A 22,442-nucleotide genomic window follows, 5' to 3' on the forward strand; every position below is an offset into this window, starting at 1 on the left:
ATGCAAAGAAGTCATCATTGTGGGGCTTTGACAACAGCTAATATCGGAGAGACGGTCACGCTGAACGGATGGGTACAGACCCGCCGCGACCTGGGAGGCGTACTCTTCATTGATCTTCGTGACCGCAGCGGTATCGTACAGGTCGTTTTCAACCCGGCATACTCTGGTGAAGCACTGCAGACCGCAGACCGCGTGCGCAGTGAATACGTCATTGCCGTAACGGGGAAAGTGGTTCAGCGTGATGCCGAGACGATTAACCCAAACCTGCCTACAGGTCAAATCGAGGTTCAAATTACCGAAATCGAAGTGCTGAACGCAGCGAAAACTCCTCCATTCTTCATTGAAGACGGTGTGGAGGTGGATGAGTCCCTGCGCCTGAAACACCGTTATCTGGACCTGCGCCGTCCGGAAATGCACCGTACCCTGAAGCTGCGCTCCAAAGCGGCGAAAGTATTCCGTGACTTCCTGGATGGAGAAGACTTCGTTGAAGTGGAAACACCGATCCTGACGAAAAGCTCCCCGGAAGGCGCCCGTGACTACCTGGTGCCAAGCCGTGTTCACGAAGGCGAGTTCTTTGCCCTGCCGCAATCCCCGCAGATTTATAAGCAGCTGCTGATGGTCGGCGGCCTGGAGCGTTACTACCAGATTGCCCGCTGCTTCCGTGATGAAGACCTTCGTGCAGACCGCCAGCCGGAGTTCACACAGGTCGACATCGAGACCTCCTTCCTGCAGCAGGATGACCTGCTCGGCATGATGGAACGTCTGATGGTCAAGCTGTTCCGTGAAACGATCGGTGTAGAGATTCCGACGCCATTCCAGCGTATCACCCATGCAGAAGCCATGGGCAAATACGGCTCGGACAAGCCGGATCTCCGTTTCGGCCTCGAACTGGTTGAGATGAACGACATCGTTGCGAACAGCGGTGTGAAGGTATTCGCGTCCGTGATTGAAAAAGGCGGCGAGGTTAAAGTGCTGAACGCCAAAGGCTGCGGCACATGGACACGCAAAGAGATTGACGACCTCGGACCGTATGCTGCCCGTTATGGTGCCAAAGGGTTGGCATGGATTCAAATTAAAGAAGGCGAGTTCAAGGGTCCGATCGTTAAATTCATGACACCGGAGGAGATCGAAGCCATCCGCGAACGTACAGGGGCTGAAGAGGGTGACCTGCTGCTCTTCTCTGCGGACACCAAAAAGGTGGTTGCTGATGTTCTGGGTGCAATTCGTCTGAAAATCGGACGCCAGCTGGGCCTGATCGACGATAACGTGTTCAAGTTCGTCTGGGTTACAGACTTCCCGCTGCTCGGTTACGATGAAGAGCAGAAGCGTTATGTGGCAGAGCATCATCCGTTCACACGCCCGAACGAAGAAGATCTGCATCTGTTTGATACCGATCCTGGTAAAATCCGTGCGCAGGCTTATGACATCGTCCTGAACGGTTATGAAGTAGGCGGCGGTTCCATGCGGATTTACAAGCGTGATGTGCAGGAGAAAATGTTCAACGCTATCGGCTTGTCCCCGGAAGAGGCGAAGGATAAATTCGGTTACCTCCTGGAAGCGTTCGAATACGGAACTCCTCCACACGGCGGTATTGCCTTCGGCTTCGACCGTCTGGTGATGCTGCTGACAGGACGTACAAACCTGCGTGAGACGATTGCTTTCCCGAAAACAGCAAGCGCAACAGATCTGCTGATGAACGCGCCATCCGGTGTCGACCAGGCACAGCTGGAGCAGCTGCATATCCGTCTGGCGCCAAAGCCGGCTAGCACCAAAGCTTAATTACATTGGAAGGACAGGCTGCAAGGCCTGTCCTCATTGATCGAAGGAGGCCTCACAAGTTATGCTCCATCAATTCTCAAGGACAGAACTGGCCATCGGACCTGAAGGTCTGGAAGTGATGAAGAACAGCACGGTAGCCGTGCTGGGGATCGGCGGTGTCGGGTCTATGGCGGTTGAAGCCCTGGCCCGCACCGGTGTCGGCCGCATCATTCTGATTGACAAGGACGTCGTGGATATTACGAATGTGAACCGTCAGATTCATGCGCTGACGACCACGGTCGGCCAGAAAAAAGCTGACCTGATGGTGGACCGGATCAAGCTGATCAATCCGGAATGTGAAGCTATTGCCCTGAACATGTTCTATACGGAAGAGACCTACGAGGAATTGTTCAAGTATGAGCTGGATTATGTACTGGATGCTTCAGATACGATTTCTTACAAAATCCATCTCATCAAAGAATGCCTGAACCGCAAAATTCCGATGATCTCCTGCATGGGCGCAGCGAACAAAATGGATCCGAGCCAGTTCAAGGTGGCTGATATCTCTCAGACATCCATGGATCCGATGGCCCGTGTGATCCGCACGAAGCTGCGTAAGGAAGGGATCAAGAAAGGCGTCAAGGTGGTGTTCTCCACAGAGCAGCCGATGAAGCCGCGCGTTGATGTGACCGAGAAGATTGTGCCTGAGAATGCGCCGAACTTCCGTAAAGCCAAACAGCCGCCTGCGAGCAATGCCTTTGTGCCGCCGGTGGCAGGTCTGATTATGGTTAGTGTGTGTGTCAGAGAACTGCTGGAGACAGCAGGGGTATAAGCTGAAAATAAATTGCACAGGCTGGGTGATGACGACAGCCTGTGACCGGGAATCTGCAGACGGTATGCCATAGGCATATCTGCTGCAGATTTTTTTGTTGCAGCTGAATCACTAATTACGAGCTCGGATACTCATTCAAAACTTTGCGGGGAAAATACACTTGCAGGGCGGCAAGCGTCGGTGTATGATGTTTGTTGCTGTGTGATTAACATTACATAATATGTAACTTGTTGGGGGTACCGTCATTTATGAAAAACGGACTAATGTCCAGAGCATTTGGCTTGCTGCCAGAGCATCAATGGAAAAAGGAAATCGCAGCCGGACTCATATCCTATGTATCCGTCGTCTATATTGTTATGGTCAATGCAACCATTCTGGCAGATGCAGGAATGCCGCTGCAGGCGGGGATGGTAGCCACGCTGTTAACTTCTATTGCAGGCTGTCTGCTGATGGCCTTTGCCGGTAAGTCGCCGATTGTGGTGGTACCGGGGATGGGGATCAATGCTTTTTTTACCTATACCTTGGTCCACTCCATGAAGCTGAGCTGGCAGGAGGCTCTGGCTGTCGTATCGATGGCCGGCATCCTGTTTGCTATTGTTGCTTTCACTTCACTCTACCGTGTGCTCAGCCAGGCGATTCCGGGCAATCTGCAGCATGCCATTACCGTCGGGATCGGGCTCTTCCTGACTTTTATCGGTCTGCAGAAAAGCGGTATCGTAATTGCACATCAGACGACTTTTGTAACGATCGGCCATTTTAGCGATCCGGGTGTGATTACGGCTTGTGTTACACTCGTGCTTGCCCTCATTCTCTTCATTCGGAATGTTCAGGGTGGACTGTTGATCAGTATACTGGTAGGGACAGGCCTGGCTTATGCGCTGGGCGCGGTACATGCAGGCAGCCGGGTCGAGACAGGGAACACCTGGGAAAAATATGGCCAGGTGTTCAGTCACCTGACCTTTGCCAAACTGGGCACCATTGCCTTCTGGATCGCGGTGTTCCTGCTGCTGTTGATTATCGTATTTGAAAATATAGGGCTCATTACGTCCCAGACGAATATGATCGGTCGCCCGGAGCGCTTCAAAGGCAGTTTGCGTGCGCTTTCGATCGGTAACATATTCGCCGGTATCTTCGGCAGCAGTCCGGTTGTCGCGGCCGCCGAGTCAACCGCAGGTATCGCTGCGGGCGGCCGTTCCGGTCTGACACCTTTTATCTCGGCTGTTATGTTTGGAGCGACCTTCTTCTTCATCCCGCTGCTGACCTACATCCCGGACAGCGCGATTGCTCCGGTACTGATCATTATTGGCGGGCTTATGGTACAGAGCGTCAGGGAAATCGATTTTTCCGATTTTACCGAAGCCTTCCCCGCCTTTCTCGTTATGGTCATGATTCCTTTTACCTACAGTATTGTGGATGGAATGGCCTTTGGCTTCATCGCCTATCCGGTTGCGAAGCTGGCGGTTGGACGCGGACGTGAAGTATCGAAAGTACTGTATGTCATTTCCGTACTGTTCCTGGCCAACTTTGTGCTTCATGCGATGTTATAATACCGATCATTTAGGAAAAGATCCGTCGTACGGCGGGTCTTTTTTGTGTCCGGTTTGCTGTTTGCGGAAGCGGTGTTTTAGAATTGGGGGAGATAGGTGTGACAGAGAGGGAAGGGGGAAGCATATTGAGTACCGAGGAACATGGAAAAGCAGTGAAAGAGCAGCCTGTGATTGGCAAAAAGGGGCTGGTAGCCTTCGCTCGCCTGATCACGGACAGCAAGCCGCCTAGGGTTATCCTTACGATCGCGCTGCTGTTAACCCTGGTACAGACCATTGCCGGTCTGATTGTGCCGCTGATTACCAAAGGTTTGATTGATGGGCTGACCCAATCCGCATTAAATCGAACGGTGATCATCGGCTTGATCGGTGCCTTTGTACTGCAGGCGATTGCATCCGGGATATCGATCTACCTGCTGAATTATGCAGGCCAACGAATTGTGGCCAATCTGCGCAGCCGGCTGTGGCGCAAAGTGCTGGCGCTGCCGGTGCCTTATTTTGACCGGAACCGTTCCGGAGATACGATGAGCCGCATTACTAACGATACCAGTCTGATTATGGGGCTTATTACAGAAAATCTGGTATCACTCATCTCCAATGTGATTGCGATTGTGGGCGGGATTGCCTTGCTGCTCTATCTGGACTGGGTTATGACGCTGATTATTTTGGCGGTGGTGCCGGTAACTGCGCTGATTCTGATGCCGGTTGGCCGCAAGATGTACCGCATATCGAGAAAGCAGCAGGATGAAATGGCTGAGCTGACCTCGGATCTCAATCAGGTGATCAGTGAGATTCGTCTGGTGAAGGCTTACGGTACAGAGGAACGGGAAGCAGGTGAAGGAGAGCGTAGAATCCGCCGCATGTTCGGATTCGGTCTGCAGGAAGCACGCATACTGGCACTGATTGGGCCGCTGTCTACTTTTGTGCTGACCGCAGTTCTGGTTATCATCCTGGGGGTCGGCGGGGTGCGTGTAGCATCCGGCCTGCTGACAGCCGGTGATCTCGTGGCCTTCATTCTCCTGCTGTTTCAGGTCATTACACCGATGGCCCAGTTTACAACTTTATATTCCCGGCTGCAAAAGGTAGTTGGAGCAACAGAACGAATTCAGCTGATCCTCGCTCATGAAGAAGAGCCGCTTCATCTGCAGCAGCTTGCTGCACCTGGCAGTGAGCCGATCACCCTGAAGCATGTCTCCTTCGCCTATGTGCCTGGCGAAGAGGTGCTGCATCAGGTGGATTTAACGCTTCCGGCCCGCAAGGTGACCGCGATTGTAGGTCCGAGCGGCAGTGGCAAGTCCACAATTTTCTCGCTGCTGGAACGCTTCTACGTGCCGGCGGAGGGGGAGCTGCTCTACGGAGCGGAAGCTGTAGCCGACTATACCTTATCCTCCTGGCGGGGGAAGATCGGTTATGTCTCGCAGGAGAGCCCGCTTATGGCCGGTACGATTCGTGACAATATCACTTATGGTCTGAACCGGGTGCCCAGCATGGATGAAGTGGCACAGGCGGCCCAGATGGCCTACGCGGATCATTTCATCCGCCAGCTGCCGCAGGGCTACGAAACTGAGGTTGGCGAGCGGGGGATCAAGCTGTCCGGCGGTCAGCGGCAGCGGATTGCTATTGCCCGCGCACTGCTGCGCAGCCCGGATATTCTCATGCTGGATGAGGCTACCTCCAGCCTGGACAGTACGTCGGAGCACGAGGTGCAGAAGGCGCTGGCCAATTTGATGGAGGGACGCACCACCATCGTCATTGCGCACAGGCTGTCCACCGTAGTAAACGCTGATCAGATTGTTGTGCTGGACCGGGGACGCGTTACCGGCCGCGGAACCCACCAGGAGCTGGTGGCCTCTCATGAAGTGTACCGCGAGCTCGCCATGAAGCAGTTTGTGGAAGCTGACGCGGGAACGGCCACCTGATGCCATACACAGAAATACGTGGCTTTACCGGGCAAATTGTGGTATATTTGTACTCCTTTTGCTGCGGGCAGCTGACCGCAGCAGAACAGATTAAGCGGACCCCATGCAGGAAGCGGCCGCAGACTTTTTAGGAGGTAACTGAAATTGGAAGACAACTTTCAAAGTGCCTATCAAGAAGAACAACATAGGCTGACACTTGCAATGGAAGAGATTGACCGCAGGCTGGAGAAGCTGCGGGCTGCGCCGGTATATACCGGCCATGATTTTACGGAACAGGCGCTGGAAGCAGCGCGCGAGAGCAAGCGCCAGTCGTTGGCGAAGAGCACGCAGGAGCCTTACTTTGGCAGACTGGACTTCGAGACGGCAGGGGGGAAAAGAACCCCGCTCTATATCGGCAAAGTCGGTGTGGAGAAAGAAGAAGTGACCGAGCAGCCGCTGGTGATAGACTGGCGTGCACCGGTGGCGAGCCTATTTTACTCTTTTACAGGAGGAGAAGAGGCAGCCTCCTATGATGCGCCTGAAGGTACCATTGAAGGGCTGGTCTATCTCAAACGGAATATTGTGATCCGTCAGAGAATCCTGGAGCGTGTAGCTGACACGTATGACCGGAACAATGAGCAGCCGGCTGTTTCGGATGAATTCCTTGTTTACCGGCTTGGTGAGAACAAGGATAACCGTCTGCGTGACATCGTATCAACGATCCAGGCGGAGCAGGATCAGATTATCCGGGCTGTACGCAACACGGCATTGATTATTCAGGGTGTTGCCGGCAGTGGTAAAACAACAGTTGCCCTGCACAGGCTGGCATTTCTGCTGTATCAATACAAGGAGCAGGTATCGGCAGGCAAGATGGTTATATTTGCCCCTAACCATATGTTTCTGGATTACATCTCCGATGTGCTGCCAGAGCTGGGCGTCGGAGATATTCAGCAGCTTACCTTTCAGGACTGGGCACTGACGCTGCTGAATCAGGACGTGCGGCTTGCAGACCCTTCGGAGACACTGTCATATTGGTTTGAGAGAACGGACGGTCTGCCTGAGCTGAGCAATGAGGTACCAGGACGGTACAAAGGCTCGTTGACCTTCATGAAGCTGCTGGAAGATATGCTTGCAGGGATGGAGACGCTCTCGGTACCTGAAGGTGACTTCTCTCCATGGGACGGCAAGGTGCTGCCGCGTTCGGAAATTCTGAACTGGTTCGAGCAGGAATATAAGCCATATCCATTGGCCAAGCGCAAGGAGCGGGTGATGGCCAGAATTCATCGCTGGGTGGAGATGGAGCTGAAGAAAGCGCCGTCGGCAGCTATGCAGAAGGAATGGAAAAAGCGTGCATCCCAGCGCGAAAAGTCGTATGCCAACAAATGGCCGAAGTTTGACGCTCTGCTCATCTACAAGCAGCTGTTCCAGGCTGTCAAAGGAAGCAGTACGGGTTCTGTTGTGGGGGCCAGGGCGAAGCTGCCTGGTGTTGTTCTGAAGCAGACAGCGGCAGACCTGAAACAGGGTGTGGTCCGGGAAGAGGATCTGCCTGCACTGGTGTATCTGCATATCCTGCTGAATGATCTGGACGGGAACCAGCGTTTTGACCATGTTGTCATCGATGAAGCTCAGGATTTCTCACCGTTTCATGTCGCTCTGCTGGACCGGTTTGTCCGGGGGCACTCTTTTACCATTCTGGGTGATTTGTCTCAGGGTATTCATGCCTACCGCGGCGTACATACCTGGGAAGAGATGAGCTCGCTGTTTAATGCAGAGGATACGGCTTATTTTGCGCTGACTCGCAGCTACCGGTCGACGATGGAGATTATCGAGTATGCGAACACGATTCTGGAGAAAGGGGTCCAGGGCGGCATCACCGCCGTACCTGTCTTCCGCAGCGGCAACCCGGTACGAATGATTGCTTATGAGCCGTCCCAGCGGACGGAACAGATCGGACGGGCGCTGGAGCGGCTGACCCATCAGGAATACCGGACGGTGGCCGTTCTGACACGGACGCTTGCTGAAGCCAGGGAACTTCATGAGACTCTGGCAGGCAGGGGGCTGGGCGTCAATCTGATTGACGGAAGCATGCAGCAGTATCAGGGCGGCGTGTCCATTCTCCCAGTATACCTGTCCAAAGGTCTGGAGTTTGATGCCGTGTTAGTCGCTGATGCGGACGAGCAGCACTATCATTCTTCGGCATGGGACGCCAAATTGCTGTATGTAGGATGTACCCGTGCCCTGCACGAGCTGTGGCTGATGCACGGTGCACCGCTGCCTCATTACGCAGTGCCTGAGAACAATGAAGGTTACATGACCGGCTGGCCGGAATAGACACAATAAAAGCCCGATATGCGTTCGTTCGCATTCGGGCTTTTTGCATTTGGATGGTGCGCCATAACTCTTAAGATCCGCAGGGAATGGGCCGCCTGGCAGGTTCAGGAGCATGCGCCATATGTAAAGGAGCGGCTCCGCTTCTAGGCATTTCATCAGCTGTGCTGCTTCGCAGCAACACTGCGGGCTTTGACGACGATTTTACGGATGCTGTCCGTGGACAGATGATATTCGGCTGCCAGTTCGGCCATCGTTGTACCCTTGCAGTAGGATTCGTAGATTTGTTCATTTCGTCTGGCATTCAGCATCCGGGTGCCGCTGAGTTCTCCCCAGAGGGCTCGCTGCTGTTCCGGCTTGGGCACATAGATTAATTCACCCTGTGCGTAATGCTGCAGTTCCTTCAGCAGTCTAGGGGGAAGCACATCCTTCCCATTTTTGTAATTCACGATTGAATTCCTCCTTGTGCAGCTCTGCTAATACAATGCGACCGGCTTCAACGGCGTAGACCATATTCGTGAATCCTCCTTTCGTTCGTTTAGATTATGTTTAGTATAGCCTATTTGGCTATCAAGTGGGAATAACTCCCTTTTATTCAGTGGGATACGGTGGGTTATTGAAGTGAAAAAGGAGGCCATACGGCCTCCCCGATGGTCGATCCCCGCTTACGCGGAGATCACCTCTTCATATGCTGTAATCAAATTCATCAGCCTCCTTTCCAAGCATATCGTCGGCCCGACATCTATATTAACGCATGGAACCCGGGGTAGCAGCAAGAGAAAGAACAGTTATAGGCAAGCTTTACGGTTTGGTCTGTCTTTAGTATCGGCCGGGGAAAGGGTGCGCGGCAGCAGAGTATGATATGATAGAAGGAGTGCCAACAGGCTCAAAGCAACGGCCTCAGACGGAGTGAGAGAGGCTGAATGAGTAAGGATGTGACGATATGGACTTATTTTCTTTTTCACAGGATGCGGTGCCGGCTTCCCGTTTGCTGGCTGACCGCATGCGTCCTGTGAAGCTGGATGAATATATAGGACAGGAACATATTGTGGGCCCTGGCAAGCTGCTGCGCCGAGCCATTGAAGCGGATCAGGTGTCATCAATCCTGCTGTACGGTCCGCCAGGATGCGGCAAGACGACGCTCGCCCATATTATTTCCCAGCATACGAATGGCGAATTTGTCAGGCTGAATGCGGTGGACGCTTCAGTCAAGGATGTCCGTGAAGTCATTGAACGGGCCCAGAATAACAAATCGATGTACGGTACTAAGACCATTCTGTTTCTCGATGAGGTGCATCGGTTCAACAGTTCGCGCCAGGATGCCCTTCTGCCGGCGGTGGAGAAAGGGACGATCGTCTTCATCGGTGCGACGACAGAAAATCCCTTTCATTATGTCAACGGGGCCCTGATGAGCCGCTCCACGCTGTTTCAGCTGGAGCCGCTTACGCAGGAGCACTCGCTGACCGCCATGCACCGCGCGCTGGCAGACGCGGAGAGAGGCCTCGGCTTCATGGATCTGAAGGCCGATGAAGAGGCCCTGCGCCATATCGCTTCCATGGCGAATGGCGATATCCGACGTGCACTGAACGCCCTTGAGCTGGCGGCTCTGACCACGCCGCCGCTGCAGGACGGAACCGTGCACGTGACACTGGAGGTGGCGGAAGAATCCATCCGCCGTCCCATTGTGAAGGCGGATGAGTCTACGCAGTATGACGTGCTGTCCGCCTTCCACAAGAGCATCCGCGGCTCCAGTGACGCCGCGCTGTTCTGGTTCCTCTATGCGGTCGAGAAGCTTGGCATGGACCCGATGGTATTCCTGCGCCGACTGATTGCGGCGAGCAGTGAGGACATCGGTCTGGCCAACCCGCAGGCGATGGTACAGGCGGTGAGCGCGCTCGAAGCCTACCGGAATAACGGCTGGCCTGAGGCGAAACTGAATATTGCACAGGCTATTCTGTTTGCGGTAGAGAGTCCCAAGTCCAACGCGGTGTACACAGCCATTTCCCGAGCGATGGGAGCGATGGAGCAGATCCGGTCGGCGGAGGTGCCGCTGCATCTAAGGGATGCCCACTATAAGGGAGCGGAGAAGCTGGGGCATGTCGGTTATCAATACCCGCATAACTTCCCTGGACATTATGTGAAGCAGCAGTACCTGCCGGATGCCCTGGAAGGTCAGGTCTTCTATAAGGCGACAGAACAGGGGAATGAAGCCAAAATCCATCTCAACCAGCAGCGCAGGCGCGGTCAGGGGGAGCCTTCATGATAACGCCGCAGGACAAGCCGCCCACTGCAGCGCCTTCATCCCGCCGGGCCCAGCTGTCCGGGCTGTTATGCCTTGGCTTGGGCGGCATTCTCGGAGCGTGGAGCCGGTATGGGCTGCAGATGATCATTCCGGCCGGGAACCATGAATTTCCGTTGAGCGTAATGCTGATTAACTGGATAGGCTGTCTGTTTCTGGGATGGTTCTTCACCCTGACGCCGCTGTATTGGCGTATTTCGCCACCACTACGGCTGGGGATCGGAACAGGCTTTACCGGAGCATTCACCACGTTCTCCACCTTTAGTGTCGATATCGTGCATCTGATGGATCTTGGATATGGGGGTACAGCGCTGCTGTATATGACGGCCAGTGTAGGAGGCGGATTGCTGTTATCGTGGGCAGGTGTGCAGCTTGGCATGATAACAGGCCGCCAATGGCGGTCACCCGGCAGAGACAAGGAGGGCCGGGTATGATATGGATGGTCGCTATTGGCGGAGCAGCGGGTGCCTTGAGTCGTTATGGACTGGGAGGCTGGATCAGCCGGCGGACAACTGCCTGGATTCCATGGGGAACCTGGATCATTAACCTGACGGGTTCGCTGCTGCTGGGCCTGCTGTACAGCTGGCACCGTTCAGGCGCACTGCCGGATTGGGGTTGGGGGCTGGTCGGAGTTGGCTTTTGCGGCGCGTATACGACCTTTTCCACCTTCGGGTATGAGACGATTCAGCTGCTGGAAGGACGGCGGATTATACGCGCAGCGGTATATGTCGCCAGCTCGGTCGTGCTCGGGACTGCAGCAGCCTGGCTTGGCATGGAAATAGGATGAATGGATGCTGGTAATGGAGCCGTTCAATAGAAAAAGCGGGCCATTGGCCCGCTTTTTATTTGGATGAATCACGCTCCTCGTACAGCTGCGGGAGCAGGGATTGAAGAGAAGGGTTGGGTTCCGGCTCTGACAGGTCCAGCTTCTCCAGCGTGTCAACGACAATTTTTAATACGGCATAGTCCCGATGCCAGCGATGATCCGCCGGGACAATATACCATGGAGCGTCCTCTGAGCTGCAATGCTTGAAAATATCCTCATAGTATTCCTGGTAACGATCCCAGGACTTCCGCTCAATCAGATCATTTTCGTCAAATTTCCAGTTCTTGTGCGGCTTCTCGATCCGGTCGATCAGCTTGTTCAGTTGGAAATCCTTGGAGATGTGCAGGAATATCTTGACCACTTTCACCTTATTATCGGCGAGCAGCGACTCAAAATGATTGATATGCTTGAAGTTCCGCTTTGCCATCTCATCATTCACGGAGCCATGCACACGGGTGACCAGCACATCTTCATAATAAGATCGGTTAAACGCCGCCATATATCCCAAGCCGGGAACGTGCCGGTGAGCACGCCACAGAAAGTCGTGGCTGGCTTCCTCAGCCGTGGGTGCCTTGAAGCTGTGCGTCTGAACCCCCTGCGGATTGACCTCGGTGAAGACATTTTTGATCACGCCATCCTTGCCGCTGCAATCCATTCCCTGAAACACGAATAATACAGCATGCTCTTTACTGGCGAACAGCTTGCTCTGCAGCTTGTTTAGCTTCTCACGCAGCGGCTGCATCGCCTTCTCTGCATCCTTGCTGTTCTTGAGGGAACCTGTATCACGAGGATCAATATGCTTTAATTTAATTTTCTCGTCCGGTGCTGCCAACCAATCATGCTTGGACATATTTTCAACTTCTCCCTTCAAATGGCGAAATGACTATAACTTTATGTAAGTTCTTACCCACTTAGACGGCCAGCGAAAAAACAGCCCTGCAGTTCAAGCTGCAGGGCTGTCCAGGTTATTCATATTAGAAATTACAGGGAAGGCTGGGCTTCCAGTTTCTCAACTTTGTCAATGGTTCCGCCGCCCAGGCAGACCTCGCCGTCGTAGAAGACGACAGCCTGTCCTGGAGTGATGGCTTTCTGACGTTCATCGAACACCAAGTGAACGGTGCCGTCCTCATTCCAGTTCAGTGTTACACCCTGATCCGGCTGACGATAACGGAATTTCGCCGTGCAGTGGAACGACTGCCCCGGAATATGTGCGTCTCCGGCAATCCAGTTCACACCCGTCGCGGTCAAACCTGTGGAATACAAGCTGTGGTGGCGGTCGCCTTGTACGACATACAGTTCATTTTTGTCCAAATCCTTGTCTGCTACGAACCAGGGCTCACCTGAACCGGAGCCGCCAATACCCAGGCCTTGACGCTGTCCAAGCGTATAATACATCAATCCGTCATGCCGGCCTTTGACTTCGCCTGTCACGATATCTACCATATTGCCCGGTTTGGCAGGCAGATAGTTGCTCAGGAACTCCTTGAAGTTGCGCTCGCCAATGAAGCAGACGCCCGTGCTGTCTTTCTTCTTGGCTGTATAAAGACCTGCTTCTTCAGCGATACGTCTGACTTCCGGCTTCGGCAGATGGCCGATTGGGAACATCGCTTTAGACAGCTGAAACTGGTTCAGCGCGTTCAGGAAGTAGGTCTGATCCTTGTTGTTGTCCACACCGCGCAGCAGAGAGTAAACGCCGTTCTCCTCCACGACACGGGCATAGTGGCCGGTAGCTACATAATCTGCACCAAGATCCAGCGCCTTGTTCAGGAATTCACCGAATTTAATCTCACGGTTGCACATGACATCCGGATTCGGCGTTCGCCCTGCCTTATATTCGTCCAGGAAATAGGAGAAAACCTTGTCGAAGTATTCCTTCTCGAAGTTAACTGTATAGTAAGGGATATCAAGCTGTTCGCAGACACGGCGCACATCCTCCGCATCATCCTCTGCAGTACAGTGGCCGAACTCGTCTGTATCGTCCCAGTTTTTCATGAAAATGCCGATTACCTCGTAACCTTGCTGTTTCAGCAGAAGCGCTGTAACCGAGGAGTCGACGCCCCCGGACATACCGACGACGACCCGTGTATCTTGAATGGCTTTAGCCATGGTCATCACCAAATCTTTCATTGTAGGATAAAATACGGACTTTATTTTAACACAAAGCTGTTCAACTTACGACTAATCCCGCAAGAAGTCGGAAATTAATTGTCTGCAATGAAATTGGTCCAAAATTCACACCATTTGTTCTTGTAAAAGAAACAAATTGGCAATACTTCTCGTACAAGATTATGTTAACATAAACTAGAGCTATTATCGGAATAGAGTGTTATAACGATAATTTATCGGCAATAGTATGATTAAATGGAATATTTGCGTACATTGCCGTTATGACTTTTCCAATATTGAAAGAGGTGGCACCCTTGAAAATTTCGACCAAAGGACGTTACGGTCTGACCATTATGATGGAGCTGGCTTCCCGTTTCGGTGAAGGTCCGACTTCCCTTAAGAGCATCGCTGAGAAGAATAACCTCTCCGAGCACTATCTGGAGCAGCTGATTGCGCCGCTGCGCAACGCTGGTCTGGTGAAGAGTATCCGCGGAGCTTACGGCGGTTATATTTTATCTAATGATCCTGAGCATACAACGGCAGGCGATATTATCCGTGTGCTGGAGGGACCGATCTCGCCGGTGGATTTTACGGAAGAGGACGATCCGGCCAAGCGCAACCTGTGGCTGCGCATTCGGGACAGCATCGCCGACGTGCTGGATTCCACAACATTGAAGGATCTCATAACCTACAATGATGCGGAGCAGGCTAACGATTATATGTTTTACATTTAATAGCTGCAGCATGCAGACCAAAGGACCAAAGGCATACCCCTCGGGTAGTGCCTTTTTGGTTTTGCCAAACGCTGAGGGTCTTCTTTATCATTAAAGCTGTTGTCCCGAATGTACTGACATCTTCATCAGGAATGTTTCGGGTCTTTGACATTTTCCATCGTACTGTGATCCTTGTCATTGGACGTTGTAATGACCGAGACCGTTCCGTCGCTCTCCAAAACCACAGCCTCCACCTGATGCATCGAGGAGACTCCCTGATTTCTAGCCGCCTGCCAAATCTCTTTTTCCTCAATACGTTCTTTTTTCATTGCCGCATGCAGGAATTCATTATTATAAAAAAGCAGCACAGGGCTGGACTTAATGATATTGCTTATGATCTCGGAGCGTACCGCTGTCCACGCTACTGCATACTGAAGCACAATCAGGACAGCGATCGCGGTGAACCCTTCCGCGAGAGCGACGTTTTTATTCAAAAGGATCGTGGCCAGAATAGAACCGAGGGCAACCGTAACAACAAGATCGAATGCATTCATTTTGGACAGCGTGCGCTTACCGAACATACGAAGGATTAGAATCAGCAGCACATAACTGAGGATGCCAATGATGATTGTGCGGTAAATATTTTCCCATCCGTTAAAAAACATTTGAGTTATCATTCTCCTTTCAGTAGTCATGCTGTTCTTTACCTGATCTGGCTGTACTGAAACACTTGCAGGAGAAACGTAAAGGTGAATTTTGGAGATGAAATACGAACATAACGTTCTGGAACAATTCCTTGACAGCTGGTATAATAGTAAAATTGGCCACTATAACAAAAATCAAGGTAATGACAAGAAATTAAAGATAAAATCATATCGCGGCTTGAGCGGTCGTTCATAGATGTACGAAAATTCTATATTTGAATTTGAGGTGGTAAAGGATGAAGCATCTGTATTTGGACCATGCTGCATCGACCCCGGTCCATCCCGAGGTTGCCAAGGTAATGATGGAAGTGATGACCGGGCAGTACGGCAATGCATCCAGTGTGCACGCCTTCGGCCGGGCTGCCAAGCGCACGGTAAGCGGTGCAAGGGATCGAATCGCGGCTTCTTTGGGCTGTCTGCCTGACGAGCTGGTATTCACCGGCGGAGGGACAGAGAGTGATAATCTGGCGCTGTTCGGCATCGCTGCCGGTCGTGCGGGCCAGGGCGGACATATCATAACGACGGCTGTGGAGCATCATGCCGTCCTCCACGCCTGTGAGGAGCTGGAATGCCAGGGCTTCCGGGTCACTTATCTCCCCGTTGACTCTCATGGACGGATCCGTATACAGGATCTTGAAGAGGCCATTACCCCGGATACATTTCTGATCAGTGTTATGTATGGTAATAACGAGGTGGGGACGCTTCAGCCCATTGAAGAGATTGGAACACTGGCGCGTGAGCATGGCATTGTGTTTCATGTGGATGCCGTTCAGGTTCTTGGTTCGGTACCCATTTCCTGCAAGGAACTCCCGGTGGATCTGATGAGCTTTTCCTCCCACAAAATTAACGGACCACAGGGTGTGGGTGCTCTATATGTACGCAAAGGGGTCGCCCTCCAGCCAAGAGCTTTCGGTGGACTGCAGGAGAAGAAACGCCGCGCAGGCACCGAAAATATGGCGGGAATTGCCGGATTCGCCAAGGCGATGGAGATCGCTGCTGCATCGATAGAGGAACGCCGTGCCCATGACCTGGAGCTACGGAAAGTTTTCCTGGACCGGCTGGAAGCTTGCGCGGGCGCAGCCCATTTTGTCGTAAACGGGGATCCCGAGCATTTTCTGCCCCATATTGTGAATATAAGCTTTCCTGAGACGGACACAGAGACGCTGCTCATGAACCTTGATATGGAAGGGATCGCGGCTGCAAGCGGATCAGCCTGCACATCCGGTTCGCTGGAAATATCACATGTTCTGCAAGCTATGAAACTTTCAGAAGATGTTTTGCGTTCTGCGGTTCGTTTTAGCTTCGGTTTGGGTAATACTACGGAAGAAATGGAATATACGGCCGATAAAATTGGAACCATTCTTGGACGGCTGCGTAATAGACATTAGGGTGTCTCTATGCAATGGACAAGGAGGGCAGGTGTTTTCCATTTCATCTTGAAGATGAGGAGGGTTACCCGCCATGAAACTGCAGGAAATGATTGGACTTGCTGTATTTGATGTGGAGGATGGCAAGCAGATTGGCAAAGTCCACGATTTTGTTCTGACAGCTGACTGGAAGATTGAAGCCATTGAACTGGAAGGCAAAGGACTCTTTTCCGCGCAGGTGAAGATTGTGCGGTGGGAGGACATCGTTGCCTACGGCGAAGATGCCGTAATGATTCGCAACCAACAGGCTGTCCGCAAGGCGGGCGCCGACGATATACAATACACATACATGCTTGGCAGCAGTAAGCTGAAGGATTTGTCCGTCCTGACGGAAGAAGGGGTCAACCTGGGTCACGTCAGTGATGTTTATTTTGAACAGGAAATGGGAAACCAGATATTAGGTCTGGAAATTAGTGATGGTTTTGTATCGGATTTGATCGACGGGCGCCGCTGGCTGTCCTGTACCAGTGACATGGTGATTGGGGAGAATGCTGTTATGGTGCCACCCCTCAGCGAGCAGCGTCTGGAAAAAGCCATACATTCTATGAATGGATAGGTGATTTTTATAATGAAGTGTCCAAATTGCAGTTCCAAAGATATCGGGAAAATCGGTTCCCATCAATTCTACTGCTGGGGCTGTTTTATCGAACTGAACGTAAGCGGAGACAAAATGTCTGTATATCAGGTAGAGGAAGATGGAACGCTCAGTTCGCTGGATGATTTGTTCTTCGGCGAAGAGCTTCCGCAGGACCTTCCTCATCTGCATGCGTCATCCTGATTGAAGCAACAGCTTCATCTAGAAGCGGTTTTCCGCGTCTGAGATGAGGGTGTAGGAGATATGCTTGCTTTACATATTTTTGAGAACCGGACTCCTTGGAGTCCGGTTTTTTCGTGCCCGCTAATATTATCACTTTCCGGTACATATAATGAACACCAGAAAGCTAGTCCGGAGGGTGGGAGAAAGGTGGAGCATCTGACCAAAAACAAAATATTCCGCTACGGTGTTGTGCTGCTGCTGGCACTGATCATCCTGTATTTTCTCTGGCAGCTCCGTCCGCTGTTTTGGGGAATCATTGCTTTCATCAAGACGATTTTCGCTCCTTTCGCTATTGCATTGATTATCTCCTATGTGCTGAATCCGGTCGTTAGCATGCTGGGCAGCCGAAAAGTTCCGCGCAGCGTGGCCGTACTTTTGATCTATGCTGTATTTCTTACATCAGTAGGTGTCATCCTCATGAACCTGATTCCGATGCTGATTGAGCAGCTGACTGAACTGAATGAACATCTGCCGGAGTTAACGATGCATGCACAGGGTCTGATGACGAATCTGGATTCCGGCTTGCTGCCTCCAGGCGTGCGCACAGGGATGAATAACTGGTTTTTCCAGATGGAAAATCGTCTGGCGGCAGGAATATCCACCTTTATGGATAATATCGGCGGTTTAATTAATACGCTGTTCAGCGTGTTTATCGTGCCGTTTCTGATCTTCTATATGCTAAAAGATTTCGATGTGTTTGAGCGGATGGTGGTTTCCTATCTTCCCCGTTCGCGGCGGAAGTCCATCGTCGTGCTGCTAAAGGAAATAGATCATGCGCTGGGCAATTATATCCGGGGGCAGCTGCTGGTCTGTGTTATTATCGGTGTGTTTGCTTATATCGGCTACGCGCTGATTGGCATGCCCTATGCGCTGCTGCTTGCAAGTGTCGTGGCCGTATTCAATATTGTGCCTTATCTTGGCCCCTTTCTGGGAGCTGCACCGGCGGTAGTGATGGCTTCCACAATCTCGCTTCGGATGGTTCTGTTCGTGGTCGTCGTTAATACCGTGTGCCAAATCCTGGAGAGCAATGTGATCTCGCCGCAGGTGGTGGGACGCAGGCTGCATCTGCACCCGTTATTTATCATTTTTGCCCTCCTCGTCGGCGGAGAAGTGGCAGGGGTACCGGGCCTGATTCTGGCTGTACCCGTGTTCGCGGTGCTGAAGGTCATTGTTCAGCATATCTTCGCCTATTATGTGAAACGCAGGCCGGTATGAGCGCCGTTGACAGCGGCCTGGTACACGCATATACTAACTGTATATGTCTGTTCAAATCTCAAAGCTGAGATGAAATGGAGTACGCCGGGGTTCCTTCCCCAGAGAGCCGGTTCCCTACCCTGTGGTAGTGGCTGCAAGAACCGGTGAAGTTGAAACGGCGGAAAGCTGATTTCGGAGTGCGGGTCAAGCCCGCCGGGTGGCACCCGTTATTCAGCCGCAATAAGGCGATCTCCCGATGGGCTCATGTGGACCATAAGTGCGGAGATAACCAGGGTGGTACCGCGACACAATCGTCCCTGAATTTATTCAGGGGCGTTTTTTTGTTGTCAGGAGATCACGATCGTTAATTCAATGAGAATATGGAGGCAAATCCAATGAAAGCTAGTGAAATTCGTTCGAAGTGGCTTGATTTTTTCGCTGAGAAAGGTCATAAAATTGAGCCGAGTGCTTCGCTTGTACCGCACAATGACCCGTCCCTGCTGTGGATCAATGCGGGTATGGCACCGCTGAAAAAGTATTTTGACGGCCGTGTCGTGCCTGAGAATCCGCGTATTGCCAACTCACAGAAATGTATCCGTACCAATGATATTGAGAATGTCGGTAAAACCCGCCGTCACCATACGTTCTTTGAGATGATGGGGAACTTTTCGATCGGGGACTACTTCAAGGAAGAAGTAATTACCTGGGCATGGGAATTCCTCACAGATAAGAAGTGGATCGGATTTGATCCGGAGCGTCTGTCCGTCACCGTCTATCCGGAGGATGGAGAAGCATTCAAGCTGTGGAATGAGAAGATCGGTCTGCCTGCAGAACGCATCATCAAGCTGGAAGATAACTTCTGGGATATCGGTGAAGGCCCTTGCGGACCGTGTACTGAGATTTTCTATGACCGCGGGGAAGCCTACGGCAGCGATATGTCTGATCCGGAAATGTACCCGGGCGGCGAGAACGAGCGTTACCTCGAGGTATGGAACCTCGTGTTCTCCCAGTTCAACCATAACAAGGACGGCAGCTACACACCGCTTCCTAATAAGAACATTGATACCGGTGCGGGCCTGGAACGTTTTGCATCCATTCTGCAGAACGTCGATTCCAACTTTGACACCGACTTGTTCCAGCCTTTCATTCAGAGAACAGCCGGGATGGCCGGCATCAAGTACAATGACAGCGTGGAAGGCGATATCGCCTTAAAGGTCATCGCAGACCACGTGCGTACAGTAGCCTTCGCCGTTGGTGATGGTGTGATGCCTTCCAACGAAGGTCGCGGTTATGTTATCCGCCGCCTGCTGCGCCGTGCGGTCCGCTACGGTAAAGTGATCGGTCTGGACCGTCCGTTCCTGTACGAATTGACCGAAACGGTAGCTGAAGTGATGGGTGTATATTATCCGGAAGTAGTCGAAAAGCGTGAATTTATCGCCAAGGTTATCAAAACCGAGGAGGAACGCTTCCACGAGACATTGAGTGACGGCCTGGCTATCCTGTCGGATATCAGCGGACAGATCAAATCCCAGGGCGGAACGATGATCAGCGGCAAGGATGCTTTCAAGCTGTATGATACGTACGGATTCCCGTTTGACCTGACTGAAGACTATGCGATGGAGCAGGGTTTGACTGTAGACCGGGAAGGCTTCGACGCTGCCATGCAGGAGCAGCGTGACCGTGCGCGTGCTGCACGCCAGGAGAGCGAAAGCATGAAGGTGCAGGGCGGCGCGTTGTCCGATTTGACGGTTAAAAGTGAATTTGTTGGATATAATGACCTCGTGACCGAGTCCACGATCGTAGCCATTGTTGTGAATGATGAAGCTGCGGATTCGGCTGGAGAGGGCCAATCCTGTCAGATCGTACTGGACAAGACTCCATTCTATTCCGAGAGCGGCGGCCAGGTAAGTGACCAGGGGCTTCTGCGCAGCGGATCAGTGACAGCTAAAGTGACGGGCATGTTCAAAGCACCGCTGGGACAACCGGTTCATGTAGTTACCATTGAAGCCGGTGAACTCAAGGTAGGCGACGTCGTGAAGGCAGAAGTGGATGCGGCTGAACGCAGTGACATCGTCAAGAACCACACGGCTACCCATCTGCTGCACCGTGCACTGAAGGATGTGCTGGGTGAGCATGTGAATCAGGCGGGTTCCCTGGTGGAGCCGCAGCGCCTGCGTTTTGACTTCTCTCATTTCGGCAGCATTACACCGGAAGAGCTGGCTGAAGTGGAACGCCGTGTAAACCGTGAAATCTGGAATAACATTGATGTCAATATTGAACATAAAGGCATCGACGAAGCGAAAGCGATGGGTGCCATGGCGTTGTTCGGCGAGAAGTATGGCGATATCGTCCGTGTGGTTCAGGTTGGCAATTACAGTATCGAGCTGTGCGGCGGCTGCCATGTGCGCAACACATCCGAGATCGGATTGTTCAAGCTGGTCAGCGAGAGCGGCATCGGTTCGGGGGTACGCCGTATTGAGGCGGTAACCGGACGTTTTGCTTATGAGTACCTAGAAGGACAGCTTGAGATCCTGAAGCTCTCTGCCGGAATGCTGAAGTCCAATCTGACCGAGGTGCCAAAGCGGATCGAAGCGCTGCAGCAGCAGGTGAAAGATCTGGGCCGCGAGAATGAGTCCCTGCAAGGAAAGCTGAGCGCGATCGAAGCGGGTCAGCTGACGGATCAGGTTGTTGATGTGAATGGTGTTCAGCTGCTGGCTGCCAAAGTGCAGGCTTCCGGCATGGATACGCTTCGTACAATTGCTGATGAGCTGAAAGGCAAGCTGCCTTCGGCAGTGCTGGTGCTTGGAGCGGCTGCGGACGAGAAAGTGAACTTCGTGGTAGCTGTACCTGCAGAGCTGGTAAAATCCGGGCTTCATGCCGGAAAGCTGGTCAAAGAGATTGCAGCGGTATGCGGCGGCGGCGGTGGCGGACGTCCGGATATGGCACAAGCCGGTGGTAAGGACGCTTCCAAGCTGGACGAAGCGCTTGATCTCGCCAAAGAACTGGTAGGACGCGGCTAACTTGGACTGAGTAATGAAGTCCGGCAGTTCGCGAGCCATTTGAATAAGCAAAAAAAATGGGATCTGTAAAGCCTTTGTTTCCTTCCAAGCATGTGATTATGGTATGATGGAGGGGAATAGACTGGCATGATCCCATGTTTTTGCGGAAGCGAGGTGTCATCAATGGACTCCATGGATAAGACAGTCAAGTTTAATGTCAGGGGCGATGAGAAAGAGGCCTCCCCCAAGGAAATACTGCTGACGGTATACGATTCGCTAGTGGAGAAGGAGTACAATCCGATCAATCAGATTGTCGGCTATTTGTTATCCGGAGACCCGGCGTATATCCCGCGGCACAATAATGCCAGAAGCCTGGTCCGCAAGAAGGAACGTGACGAGCTGATTGAAGAGTTGGTTCGTTCTTATCTTGCCCAGCACCGGTAACCCTGTGGATTGTTCTTGGTAAGGAGCAGGGCTGCCGGTCAGGTTCTGCAGGTTGTTTTTAGGCGGGCAGAGCCGGGCATGAGGCTTGATTAGCTTTGCAGTCAGGGCTGTCCCTGACGGAATGGAGAATTATTGCATGAGGAAGTTGGGTTTGGACTACGGTGACCGCCGGATCGGTGTAGCCGTTAGTGATGCCTTCGGCTGGACGGCCCAAGGATTGGAAGTCATTGAAAGACGCAGTGATGAAAGTGAACTCGGCAGGATTGCGGAACTGGTCCGCGATCATGAGATCAGCGAGATTGTGGTTGGTCTGCCGAAGAACATGAATGGCAGCGTAGGTCCGCGCGGCGAAATCTGCATACAATTTGCAGGCAGGCTGCAGGAGCAACTGAACATTCCCGTACACCTTTGGGATGAGCGGCTTACGACAGTATCTGCAGAACGGGCACTGCTCGAAGCAGACGTAAGCCGGAAGAAGCGCAAGCAAGTGGTAGACAAATTGGCTGCCAGCTTGATATTACAAAACTATTTAGATGCACATAGTACAAGGTGA

The 22,442-nt window shown here is 52.4% G+C and carries 20 protein-coding genes; 16 read left to right on the top strand and 4 right to left on the bottom strand.

The window, feature by feature from the left end; all coding sequences use genetic code 11:
- From aspS to Q5741_RS17035, 5 genes are all read left to right on the top strand, one after another.
- On the top strand, positions 1–1,779 hold the full coding sequence (gene aspS, locus Q5741_RS17015) for an aspartate--tRNA ligase (RefSeq protein ID WP_305025320.1): 1,779 nt from the start codon (positions 1–3) through the stop codon (positions 1,777–1,779).
- 61 nt (positions 1,780–1,840) lie between these two features.
- Positions 1,841–2,590, top strand: a complete 750-nt coding sequence (locus Q5741_RS17020) for a tRNA threonylcarbamoyladenosine dehydratase (protein WP_305025321.1) — start codon at positions 1,841–1,843, stop codon at positions 2,588–2,590.
- Positions 2,591–2,838: 248 nt separating this feature from the next.
- Positions 2,839–4,137: an NCS2 family permease gene (locus tag Q5741_RS17025; protein ID WP_305025322.1), complete on the top strand. Its 1,299-nt coding sequence runs from the start codon at positions 2,839–2,841 to the stop codon at positions 4,135–4,137.
- A 125-nt stretch (positions 4,138–4,262) separates the two neighbouring features.
- Positions 4,263–6,053, top strand: coding sequence for an ABC transporter ATP-binding protein (locus Q5741_RS17030; RefSeq protein WP_305025323.1), 1,791 nt, complete (start codon positions 4,263–4,265; stop codon positions 6,051–6,053).
- Positions 6,054–6,197: 144 nt separating this feature from the next.
- Positions 6,198–8,363: a HelD family protein gene (locus tag Q5741_RS17035; protein ID WP_305025324.1), complete on the top strand. Its 2,166-nt coding sequence runs from the start codon at positions 6,198–6,200 to the stop codon at positions 8,361–8,363.
- Positions 8,364–8,518: 155 nt separating this feature from the next.
- Here Q5741_RS17035 and Q5741_RS17040 read toward each other — a convergent pair whose 3' ends face one another.
- Positions 8,519–8,809, bottom strand: coding sequence for a CD3324 family protein (locus Q5741_RS17040; protein WP_305025325.1), 291 nt, complete (start codon positions 8,807–8,809; stop codon positions 8,519–8,521).
- Between the two features lie 494 nt (positions 8,810–9,303).
- Here Q5741_RS17040 and Q5741_RS17045 point away from each other — a divergent pair, with 494 nt between their 5' ends.
- Genes Q5741_RS17045 through crcB (Q5741_RS17055) form a run of 3 tightly spaced genes read left to right on the top strand, consistent with a single transcriptional unit; the run spans position 9,304 to position 11,446 of the window.
- Positions 9,304–10,623, top strand: coding sequence for a replication-associated recombination protein A (locus Q5741_RS17045; RefSeq protein WP_305025326.1), 1,320 nt, complete (start codon positions 9,304–9,306; stop codon positions 10,621–10,623).
- A gap of 53 nt (positions 10,624–10,676) precedes the next feature.
- Positions 10,677–11,093, top strand: coding sequence for a fluoride efflux transporter CrcB (crcB, locus tag Q5741_RS17050; protein WP_305025384.1), 417 nt, complete (start codon positions 10,677–10,679; stop codon positions 11,091–11,093).
- Positions 11,090–11,446, top strand: a complete 357-nt coding sequence (gene crcB, locus Q5741_RS17055) for a fluoride efflux transporter CrcB (protein WP_305025327.1) — start codon at positions 11,090–11,092, stop codon at positions 11,444–11,446. The genes crcB (Q5741_RS17050) and crcB (Q5741_RS17055) overlap by 4 nt, the downstream gene beginning before the upstream one ends.
- A gap of 55 nt (positions 11,447–11,501) precedes the next feature.
- Here the strand turns inward: crcB (Q5741_RS17055) and Q5741_RS17060 are convergent, their stop codons facing one another.
- Entirely contained in the window at positions 11,502–12,335 is an 834-nt protein-coding gene (locus tag Q5741_RS17060) for a PPK2 family polyphosphate kinase (RefSeq protein WP_305025328.1), read from the bottom strand.
- 131 nt (positions 12,336–12,466) lie between these two features.
- Entirely contained in the window at positions 12,467–13,591 is a 1,125-nt protein-coding gene (gene mnmA, locus Q5741_RS17065; RefSeq protein ID WP_305025385.1) for a tRNA 2-thiouridine(34) synthase MnmA, read from the bottom strand.
- A 314-nt stretch (positions 13,592–13,905) separates the two neighbouring features.
- On the opposite strand from mnmA, the gene cymR reads away from it, so the two are divergent.
- Complete coding sequence (cymR, locus tag Q5741_RS17070; protein ID WP_305025329.1) at positions 13,906–14,325, top strand: cysteine metabolism transcriptional regulator CymR; 420 nt, start codon at positions 13,906–13,908, stop codon at positions 14,323–14,325.
- Positions 14,326–14,450: 125 nt separating this feature from the next.
- Here cymR and Q5741_RS17075 read toward each other — a convergent pair whose 3' ends face one another.
- On the bottom strand, positions 14,451–14,969 hold the full coding sequence (locus Q5741_RS17075) for a DUF421 domain-containing protein (protein WP_305025330.1): 519 nt from the start codon (positions 14,967–14,969) through the stop codon (positions 14,451–14,453).
- Between the two features lie 275 nt (positions 14,970–15,244).
- Here Q5741_RS17075 and Q5741_RS17080 point away from each other — a divergent pair, with 275 nt between their 5' ends.
- The 7 genes from Q5741_RS17080 to ruvX all read left to right on the top strand — a co-directional run bounded on the left by Q5741_RS17080 (position 15,245) and on the right by ruvX (position 22,442).
- Positions 15,245–16,396, top strand: coding sequence for a cysteine desulfurase family protein (locus Q5741_RS17080; protein ID WP_305025331.1), 1,152 nt, complete (start codon positions 15,245–15,247; stop codon positions 16,394–16,396).
- Between the two features lie 73 nt (positions 16,397–16,469).
- Entirely contained in the window at positions 16,470–16,991 is a 522-nt protein-coding gene (locus Q5741_RS17085; protein ID WP_305025332.1) for a PRC-barrel domain-containing protein, read from the top strand.
- A 12-nt stretch (positions 16,992–17,003) separates the two neighbouring features.
- Entirely contained in the window at positions 17,004–17,213 is a 210-nt protein-coding gene (locus Q5741_RS17090) for a hypothetical protein (protein ID WP_305025333.1), read from the top strand.
- Between the two features lie 186 nt (positions 17,214–17,399).
- A complete protein-coding gene (locus tag Q5741_RS17095) occupies positions 17,400–18,467 on the top strand; it encodes an AI-2E family transporter (protein WP_305025334.1) in 1,068 nt (355 codons plus the stop codon).
- 374 nt (positions 18,468–18,841) lie between these two features.
- Positions 18,842–21,466 carry an alanine--tRNA ligase gene (gene alaS, locus Q5741_RS17100; protein ID WP_305025335.1) on the top strand — a complete coding sequence of 875 codons (2,625 nt, stop codon included), beginning with the start codon at positions 18,842–18,844 and terminating at the stop codon, positions 21,464–21,466.
- 162 nt (positions 21,467–21,628) lie between these two features.
- Positions 21,629–21,889: an IreB family regulatory phosphoprotein gene (locus Q5741_RS17105; protein WP_305025336.1), complete on the top strand. Its 261-nt coding sequence runs from the start codon at positions 21,629–21,631 to the stop codon at positions 21,887–21,889.
- Positions 21,890–22,025: 136 nt separating this feature from the next.
- Positions 22,026–22,442 carry a Holliday junction resolvase RuvX gene (gene ruvX, locus Q5741_RS17110; RefSeq protein ID WP_305025337.1) on the top strand — a complete coding sequence of 139 codons (417 nt, stop codon included), beginning with the start codon at positions 22,026–22,028 and terminating at the stop codon, positions 22,440–22,442.

It is taken from the genome of Paenibacillus lacisoli, assembly GCF_030580655.1.
Taxonomy (GTDB): domain Bacteria; phylum Bacillota; class Bacilli; order Paenibacillales; family Paenibacillaceae; genus Paenibacillus; species Paenibacillus lacisoli.